Genomic DNA, 8,856 nt, shown 5'->3' with positions numbered 1-8,856 from the left:
ACCGCAGTCAGCTCGGTTTTTTATTGGAAATCGTCGCTGGCCTAATTGCTTATACATTCCAACCTAAAAAACCGAGCTTGAATTTACGGGATTGTGATATCGCTATTTTTAAACGAAGCTGAGGTTAATTACCAGTCTAGTTAACTTGCAGAGTTGCTATAACCCTGCAAGTTTTTTTATTTTTTCATTATTAATACATACTTCTTGTTCTTTAGCATAGGTATACTAAGTAATATTTTTTCTTTTGAAGAAATCAGTGGCTCTCCTTTATCTCTCATCTTAATAAATCGAGAGATAATAAATTTATTAAAAATATTTAATTTATCTTTGCGAGAATGAGAAGGCAACCAAGAGCCGTTGAAATGATGTATTGAGAAGTTTATCATTCCCGATTCTGGGGTACAAAAATAGTTAGATGGATAAATAATCGAATTGTGATTTAAATGGGTTTCTTTTGTTCCATCATAAGGTGGTAATAAATTGAATTTTTTTGAAAAATAACGAGTTATCTTTATTATGTTGGTTTCTAAATCCAGCCCATTAGGGGTCTCAAAATGTATATCATTATATTGTTTTAGTAAACTGCCGATAATGCTGTTTCTTCTTTCTGCACCCATGACTGCCGAGGTAATAGGATAGTATTCATCGCCTTTTTCATAGCAACTAAAAAAACTCAATCGCAAGAATTTGTCTATGTTTCTGGTAATTTCAACATCAGTGTCTAAATATACACCACCTTCATGATATAGTGCATATAGCCGTAAATAATCAGAAACAAAGGCCCATTTCTTGTTGAGAAACGCCTCTTCCATATAATTATTTTTAATTTTTTTTAAACTTTCATTGTTCCATTCAATCAGTTGATAATCAGGTAAGAATTTCTTCCATGTATCTATACAATCTAAAACAAACTGTGGCTTAGGCTTATCACCAACCCATACATAGTGGATTTTCTTAGGTATCATTTTCTCTTACTATCCCAAAATATGAATGTAGTCTCTATTGCTGTTAGTATACTGCTAGGTAATCCCGCTATCAACCTCACCTAAACAACCCAATTTGCTATTGTAGGTATTAACTTCCTACAATTCCAACATCCTCCCTCCATCTCAGAGCTAATCTTTATTCATGAAAGCCTTAAATGTTCGCCGGATATCTATGGTACCAATATTGAGTAGCCGGAATAACCGAAGTGAAGTAAAAACAGGGCCATTTAGCCCTTATTGCTATTAATAGATTGTGGCATGCCATGTAAATTGAAAAAGCGCGTCATTTAAATTGATAAAATTTCCCTGCCACGTTTTTTTACCAAAATATGTGGTTTATTTTAGTTGTTTTTCTTGTTGGCTGCAATGGTAAGAAAATGACACACTATAACTATAACTATAACTCTAGACCTATAGAAGCTTAAAGATTCCTGACTGTTGACAAGAGCCTGTTTAAGAAGGCGGGTTTTTTAGCAATACTAATAAGGTAATTCAGATGGTGTAATCTACAACCAATCGGCAGAATACTAAGCCTGTAAAGTTAAAGTGATCTGCCTCGGTGAATGACAAAATGGCAGCATAAAGCACAATAGATGGGAATAATCTCGGAGAAGGCAGATAAAATAGGATGTTTTATTTTGTCATCGGGCTGCATAAGCAGCCCTTATTGTCATCATTCTGGCATCTTCGGCCATTCAATATCAGGCGCTAGTGAAGTATCAACACGGCTCAGTAATACCAAATACTTTTTCCAGTTCAGTAGCTGCGCTTTTTCTTCTTCTGAGGCCAGTTCAGTCTCGACAGCATATTGTAATAAAATAGTGGCCTCATTAGCTTGTTGGCAAAGTGTGGTTCGTTGCTGTTCAGCCTGTTCAATTTGGCTGGCTTTCAGAGCGTCTTTGTCAGTTACCCACTCTTTGCCGGTCCACTTGTCAAAATGAGTTGCAGGTTGTTTGAAGGTCAGGGTTTCTGGTAATTCACCCAGCTCAGTCACTTCTTGCTGTGCGCGGATTTGCTTGTTGTAAGCAGTTTTTCCGCGATAGTCTGCGACGGTTTCCCAACACTTACCGTCTTCACTGCGACAAACGGCCAAATCATCAGACGTCGGTAGCTCTGGCGCATCGGGATAAGCACCCGCTGATACGCTGACACCCAACATTAAGTATTCAATATCAGCACCTGTAAATTCTTTTGTCATCTGATTAGTATGGTAAACATTTATCCAACCGGCTTTCTCGGCTAAACCATCTTTACCCAATACTGCCATTTCTGGTTCTAAAGAGTATTTTTGTTCTGTCATTATGCTGCTCTCACTATGTAGTTAAATGCGATGTTGCGGGGGCGGGTTTCTCTCTGATTTTCATATTCTTGGATGATAGTATGAAAACTGCCGTTATTTGTTCCCGTCGCTGCTGAAAACCCGGTATCTCGATGTTTCCCGTTGTGCCAATTATTATCCCAGTAGCCAGCAATAGCAGATACAGGTGCCTGGCCCTCTTGATAAGACAAAATCCCACGACCACTATCCACACCGCGCCCATCATCCCAGCCACGGATAAACTCACCGCGTAAATCTGGTAATCTTCCTGATGGATATGCTGCCGCTAATTGTGGATATAGGGATTTATTAAATGCTTGGCCGTTGCACGTCAAGTAACCTGATGGGGGATTTGGTTGCGGCCACGGGATAGGGGAGCCGACTGGATGAATGTCTACAACTGAGCTGGATGCTCTCAGGAATCCGTTAGCGTCGGGTTTTGCGTTGAATGTTGACCAAATTGTGTACCACGGATTCCATTTATCATTATCACCATTTCGGGTTCTATAATATAAACCACCACCCCAATACATTGAATGAATCATCAAATCATAACCATTGAATGGGCCACAAAGTCTAATTCCCGTCCCGGTTAGCGGCGGGGAGTTCATTACTTCGCCGCTATAGCCGAAATACGTCGAGTTGGGTGGAACTTTATCAAAATCATCGATTGTAGAACGTGGGTTTTTCCCAACAACACCGCCATTTGTGCGAATCACATCATCAAGTGTTGCTAATATTCCCGTTTTTGATGGGAAAATTAATTGCCACTGATTTTCTGATTTAACATTCCTCTGAACAAAATATGCGCCGTTGCCGTTATTCATTTCTAATAGCAGGCTATTGCTATTTCTCTCGTCATTAAATTGTATCCCTGCGTAACCGCCCGCGTGATATACATTAATGCGATTCTTTGTAGTTAAATTGCCCTTTACATCCATATTCCCATTTACAATACCACCTGATTTTGGGTACGCCCCCTTAGCCAAATTGACGGTTTCCACTAAACCAAGGTTTTTTATAAACTCACTTTTATTAGGGATATCTGCGCCATTTTGATTTTTTGCCAACCGGCTATTGGCATTATCTGTAGCCCTATTTGCTTCATCATGAGCGTTTTTAGCTGCTACATTTACCGTATTTGCGAAATCATGAGCATTATTAGCTGCTACATTTGCCGTATTGGCAAAATCATATGCGCCCTTAACTGCTTTAGGAGTCGCAGCTAAGGTTTCATTCGCGCTATCAGTAGCACTGCTTAACTGTACAATCCCCTTCTGGTTTAATGTAGCATCAGCAACGCTACTTAATTTACCTTCAGCCATTTTTCTAACATCGTTCACCGCTTTCGGCGTTGCTGCCTGATCTTCTCTGTCAGAATTTGTCGCGTTGTTCAGTTGCGAAATGCCTTTCTGCGTAAGCGAAGCATCCGGAATTTCCGCCGTAATTTTTTGTTTTAATGCCAAATCTAATTGCCCTACGAGTTTCTCAAGATCTCCATCATCAATAACATCTTCACCCGTTTTTTCTGCAATATATTTCCCAATCACCGCAGCAATAATTGAGGATTGCCGCCAAACTTTATTGAGCTGTTCACTCCTTGCTATTCCTGATTTAAATCCCTCTTCAATAAAACCTAAACTTTCATATTCTTCTTGCGATAATGTATTCGCGTTTTCGCCAGTGGCAAACGCTTTAAAGTCATTTTTAGCCATTTCTAACCCTCAACGACATGGTAATTAACCGTTATTCCCATTGGTTTAATGGAGAGATAACCCTGACGGATAATTTCTTTGGTGATAGTACTAATTGATTTACCTTTTACAGTCACGGTAAATGACATATCCAAGTTATCTTCAAAGGATATGGATATGTTATGGTTTGAATGAATAAAACTCAGGATGTGATTAAGTGATTCCCCCGTTCCATCCCAGTTGTTTTCCCCTATTTTGGCTTTAATCACGATTCGGTAATTGTTATCATCCAAGTCGATATAACTTTTGTCACTATCAAACCGATCTTTCCATGTGCCGTAATCAAATCCTAATTCAGGAATATCAAAGGAAAAGTAATAGTATTCAATCGGAGCCTGGATTGTTCGGTTTCTCCCTACCCATTCGCCGATAATATCAAGCTGTTTACCCACCGCTTTATCAAGGTCAAAACTGCTAATCAGTAATTCATTTGTAAGTGCACTCTGGTTCAATATATCAGTAACCACTTCAAGCATTCTGACGTATTTTTTACCCTCCATGTGATACGCCGGAATTAGTTTCATATATTTATTCATTTGAGCACCGTCACTATTTTTATATTTTCAGGTGAACAAGTCGGTGCTTCGTTAAAAGCAATGTTGATGTTCACCGAATCTATTGTTGATGCTGTTTTACCGGCCATCACAGACAAGACTTCATATGTCTGGCTGCCGTTTTTATTGCACAAGTTTGCCGGAACAAACAGACGGGTAACATATATCCCATCACCAATGTAAAGTGAGTTGATATAGTCAGATATCTCTGTACGAATGCTATTCCCAATATCCGAGGTGTATCCGACAAAGGGCCTAATCTGAATTTCAATGTAAATTGGCACCAGCGAAGGACGATAGAAGTTTATCGTTTTTTCATTGCCAGCACTGTCTGTGACAATTTCAGCAGTGGTGCCAAATGTCGGTATGCCCGGCGTTTTCTTTTTTAAGATGGTCTGAGCAATTTCTTTCGAGTCTCCACCATCAATCACAATGGCTATACTGTGCGCGGGTATGCCATTTTCGTCGGTTTGATCCGTGTCGTTGTCGTATCCCCGATAACGTGAGACGCCATGCAGGTTAGCAATCGCACCGATTAATCCATCCATAATGGTTTGTGAAGGCAATGCGACTGAAACCGCCTGGCGTATTCGCAGTTCTGCATCGGATTCAATTCCCCGGCCAAGGGTGGCCGCAACAGGGTTTGTCACTGTTTGCCAACCTAAGGTTGGCGTCGCAATCTGATTAACCGTGTGAGGCAGTGCGCCAATCGCGCCGGTCTGTTGACATATGGCCGTCACAATAGCCTGCCCGTGCGTGTCGATAATCACTTCATCAGGGAGTGACCAGGTGTTTCCAGCGTCGTCCCGAACGGATGCGTTGCGAATAACGGTTCCGGCCCGACCGGTTATCAATACATCCACCGTTGAGTTACTGGGGCTTTTTCTGGTAATGCCATTGATTTTGACACTGCGGGAAAGTCCTTCACCCACCGCAGTTGTCGGGCTAAATGAGTTGTAGGAAGCAATGGTGGCGTTGTTACAACCGTGAATAACGTACGCTATCAGCGACAGAAAAACCCCGTCTTTACTGTCAGATTCAACGTAAATATCGTTCCCGTAGATGTCCCTGAATATCGCCTTCCAGCCATTTAAGATGGTTTGATAATCAGGCGCGTTGATCCCGTTTTTATCAATAGCAGGTAACATTGAGGTGATAATACTTTCATACATCAGCAGTTACTCCTGTCTGTCCATAAATCGTGTCAATCGTGGCGGTAATGGTGATTTTTCTTGTGTTGGGGTTTCTTTCACTACGGTAGTGGATAATTTCTGACACGCCCTGCGTTTGCAGTATTCGCTGTCTGATAATCAGGTCATAAAAACTTGATGTGCCTTTACCCAGTACTTTGTCGTAATCGGTTCCCTCCCGGTCATCAAGAAACCATTCGCCACTGCGCAACATCAGGCGGGTTTTCACCGCCTGCGCGACCGTTTCCGGTGAGTTGATAAGAAAACTCGCTTCACCACGACCAAATACATAGTCGTTGTCAATTTCTCTTCTGTATCTCATTGCGGTTTCCTCGTGCTACCGCTACCGGTTTGTACACCACCGTGCGTATGGTTCATCAGGCTTATGCCACCCGCGGTCAGATCTTTGTTCACCGTGACCGGGCCTTGCAGGGTTGCTGTACCGCCACCCGATCCCATTCCCTGCGATAAGTTGCCGTTAATGGTGACGTTGCCATTCAGGGTGATTTCAGGTGAGGTGATTTCAGTACCGCCATGTGCAGTGGCAATGAGTTTCGCCGGTGTGATCACTGTGACATTATGGCTACCGGGATCGAGTTCGATATAAGCGGCGCCATCATCACTTCTTAGCTGCGCGGTGCTGATGCTGATATCGGCTATTTTTTGTTGCTGGGATTGTGGACCAATGATCGCAAATCCATCGGAGAGGTTGTGTTGCCGGGGATCTACCGGCTCTTGTACGCCGCCAGATTGCCACCAGTAATCAATACAGCGATCAGCAAATACAACCAGGCATTCATCACCCGCTTTTACCGGGAAGGTTAATGTCACTCCCCCGCCCCTTGGAAATATTACGGGTACATCGACTAGCAGCGGCAAAGATACGGATTCCAGTTCACCGTCTTTTTTCCTGATTTTCCATCTGATAGCGGGTTGTGCTGTTACTGTGACCGCATCAGCGTTAAATGATTGAATAATGCAAGGTAAAGAGACATACAATCCGGCGCTAATGACCTCTTGCATAGAAAAAAAGACCGCTTCGGGCCTATTTAGTCGTTCATCAGTATTTATCATCAGGTGGTTGCCTTATCTTTATTGCTCATTAATTTCTTCAGCAATGTGTGATCGCTTTTAGCAACACACATCATCTCCATGTACCAGTCAGTTCCGCGGGTGTCGCCGGAATAATTTACGCTGAAGACGATGTAATCACCGTCAGAATCCAATGCTGATGGTTGCTCTTTTGCATCTTTATGATTGTCAGATTTAGGTGTTTCATCGCCAGAAGGCTCAACCGGCTTGATTGAACGATTATCCAGTCTGATTAATGTGCCGGGGCCGATATTGGGATTGATTAAGCATTTAACGTTAATACCGGCGCCGATGGTCTGTTCAGGCATACCAATCAGACCGGTTTTTAATGTGAGTACAACCGCCTCTGTCAGATATTTATTCCTGGGCACAATATGCAACTGGTTATCTTCGTAACGCCAGTTAGCGTCACATTGCTTTGCCAAATTAGAAACTTCATTACGGTGCATACCAAAAAGCACTTTTCCCCTGGGAGATGCTGATTTGCGGAATTCCGGGCGCAAACCGGCGGTAATGCCATATTTGGCAATATCACGCATCAGTAAATGGTCTAAGTCTGCTTGCGAATATCCAGCGGCAATAGTGGTATTTACGGTCGCGTAATTGTGTGGCTCATCCCCATCCGCAGCCTGAATAACAACACAGGTGTCGGTTGCGCTTTCTCTCTTCACATGTGTGTATTGGATTTGGCCTGAGAATATTTGTCCTGAATTCTCCTTATAGCCCGCTACAAATTTAATTGTTTTAAACTCATTTCGGCGTAATTTATTACTGGTTTCGTCATTGAGGTTATATATCGTGAAAACACCCGTAGCCGGATAGGAGTGTTCAGCTCTGTTGATATTAAATATGATTTTCAGGTTTGATAAATCTACTTTTTCACCCTTTTCGTCTACAACGATAAGGTGGCATTCTCTTATCCATTGTTTTGACATAATTCACCTAATTAACAGAAACAAAAAACCGCAATGAAGCGGCACGTGTAATAAATCATAGGAAGTTAAAGGTTGTGGCTATAAAACTGCATCTTTCCCAAAAAGTGTATTATCCTCCATTTTTACCACGTTAACTTACTACAAAGTATAATCTATCCTCCTTACCAAGATTATTCCTGTAAGGTTTTTGCTGATTTATATCACCATAAAAGATTAATGAACCATTAAAACCAAGATGACAATATTGTTCAAGCAGATTAACCCCAAAAACCAGCGGCAAGCCATTGATTATGGGTTCACTGTCCCGCGTCATAATATCTAATATCCAGCCCGCAATATCACGCCACATCAAACGCATTTTATAGTTAATTCCATTTAGCTGAACATCAAATTGCTGGTTTTTAGGTGATAAAGGAATTTCTACAATCCCAGCCATTTTTTACCTCGTTCTATAATAAAGTCAAGAATTCTTTGTGGTAATGACGGCTTCACCGTGACTTTGGTTCCGACATTAACCACAGGTGCCGTATCTTCAGAGTGTTTCATATTTTCTGCCGGCGCGGTCTTATTCGGCGATGTTTCAACAATCATAACTTCACGCAAGGTTAAAGTGACTGACAAAACGTTTTCACTGGTTTTATCCGTTGTAACACTTATATTTTGAATTAGCATGTTGTTGTATAAACGTTTCCCTGTCGCAACATCAAAAGGTTTATATGATGATTTCAGATCAAGCAACTGTTGATATACCGCACGCGGGTTGGTTCCCAGGCTCAATCCGGTAGCAATATCAAATACTTTTGTGGTATCCACAACATCAAGCAACGAACCACCACCAGCAAAACCCAAGCTCATTATAACTTCTGATGGCGTGTCATAGGCATGATCGCTGATTGTCGCCCCTTGCTGGACCGGATGATCTGTTATATTGGATGTATCCGTATGGGTTTCTGAAATAACAACACTCGGTACAATGACACCTATTTTTCTCGTTTGCTGAGAAAACATGACTGATAATATATCCATT

Annotated in this window: 10 protein-coding genes and 1 pseudogene; 1 reads left to right on the top strand and 10 read right to left on the bottom strand. The window is 41.7% G+C overall.

The features are described from left to right. Positions 1-122 (top strand): annotated as a pseudogene (locus C5470_RS23685) (IS982 family transposase); the annotation flags it as partial. Positions 123-176: 54 nt separating this feature from the next. Here the strand turns inward: C5470_RS23685 and C5470_RS22845 are convergent. From C5470_RS22845 to C5470_RS12950, 10 genes are all read right to left on the bottom strand, one after another. Further along, positions 177-965, bottom strand: coding sequence for a glycosyltransferase family 32 protein (locus tag C5470_RS22845; RefSeq protein ID WP_242687979.1), 789 nt, complete (start codon positions 963-965; stop codon positions 177-179). A gap of 694 nt (positions 966-1,659) precedes the next feature. After that, positions 1,660-2,286, bottom strand: coding sequence for a tail fiber assembly protein (locus tag C5470_RS13000; protein WP_166289681.1), 627 nt, complete (start codon positions 2,284-2,286; stop codon positions 1,660-1,662). Further along, a complete protein-coding gene (locus C5470_RS22840) occupies positions 2,286-4,019 on the bottom strand; it encodes a tail fiber protein (protein ID WP_242687977.1) in 1,734 nt (577 codons plus the stop codon). The genes C5470_RS13000 and C5470_RS22840 overlap by 1 nt, the downstream gene beginning before the upstream one ends. A gap of 2 nt (positions 4,020-4,021) precedes the next feature. After that, complete coding sequence (locus C5470_RS12980) at positions 4,022-4,582, bottom strand: DUF2612 domain-containing protein (RefSeq protein ID WP_081738251.1); 561 nt, start codon at positions 4,580-4,582, stop codon at positions 4,022-4,024. Between the two features lie 8 nt (positions 4,583-4,590). Beyond that, positions 4,591-5,784: a baseplate J/gp47 family protein gene (locus tag C5470_RS12975; protein WP_152961672.1), complete on the bottom strand. Its 1,194-nt coding sequence runs from the start codon at positions 5,782-5,784 to the stop codon at positions 4,591-4,593. After that, positions 5,777-6,124, bottom strand: coding sequence for a contractile injection system sheath initiator (locus C5470_RS12970; RefSeq protein ID WP_036848140.1), 348 nt, complete (start codon positions 6,122-6,124; stop codon positions 5,777-5,779). Before C5470_RS12970 ends, C5470_RS12975 begins: the two co-directional genes overlap by 8 nt. Beyond that, complete coding sequence (locus C5470_RS12965) at positions 6,121-6,876, bottom strand: Gp138 family membrane-puncturing spike protein (protein ID WP_036848143.1); 756 nt, start codon at positions 6,874-6,876, stop codon at positions 6,121-6,123. The genes C5470_RS12970 and C5470_RS12965 overlap by 4 nt, the downstream gene beginning before the upstream one ends. Further along, positions 6,876-7,829 (bottom strand): phage protein, encoded by a 954-nt coding sequence (locus C5470_RS12960; RefSeq protein WP_036848146.1) that lies wholly within the window; start codon positions 7,827-7,829, stop codon positions 6,876-6,878. The genes C5470_RS12965 and C5470_RS12960 overlap by 1 nt, the downstream gene beginning before the upstream one ends. Before the next feature lie 130 nt (positions 7,830-7,959). Next, positions 7,960-8,265 carry a phage baseplate plug family protein gene (locus C5470_RS12955; RefSeq protein ID WP_166289678.1) on the bottom strand — a complete coding sequence of 102 codons (306 nt, stop codon included), beginning with the start codon at positions 8,263-8,265 and terminating at the stop codon, positions 7,960-7,962. Continuing rightward, positions 8,250-8,855: a phage baseplate protein gene (locus C5470_RS12950; protein ID WP_036848153.1), complete on the bottom strand. Its 606-nt coding sequence runs from the start codon at positions 8,853-8,855 to the stop codon at positions 8,250-8,252. Before C5470_RS12950 ends, C5470_RS12955 begins: the two co-directional genes overlap by 16 nt. Position 8,856 lies beyond the last annotated feature (1 nt).

It is taken from the genome of Photorhabdus stackebrandtii, from assembly GCF_011189495.1.
In the GTDB taxonomy this organism is placed as follows: Bacteria; Pseudomonadota; Gammaproteobacteria; order Enterobacterales; family Enterobacteriaceae; genus Photorhabdus; species Photorhabdus khanii.
This window is presented reverse-complemented; position numbering and strand designations above follow the sequence as displayed.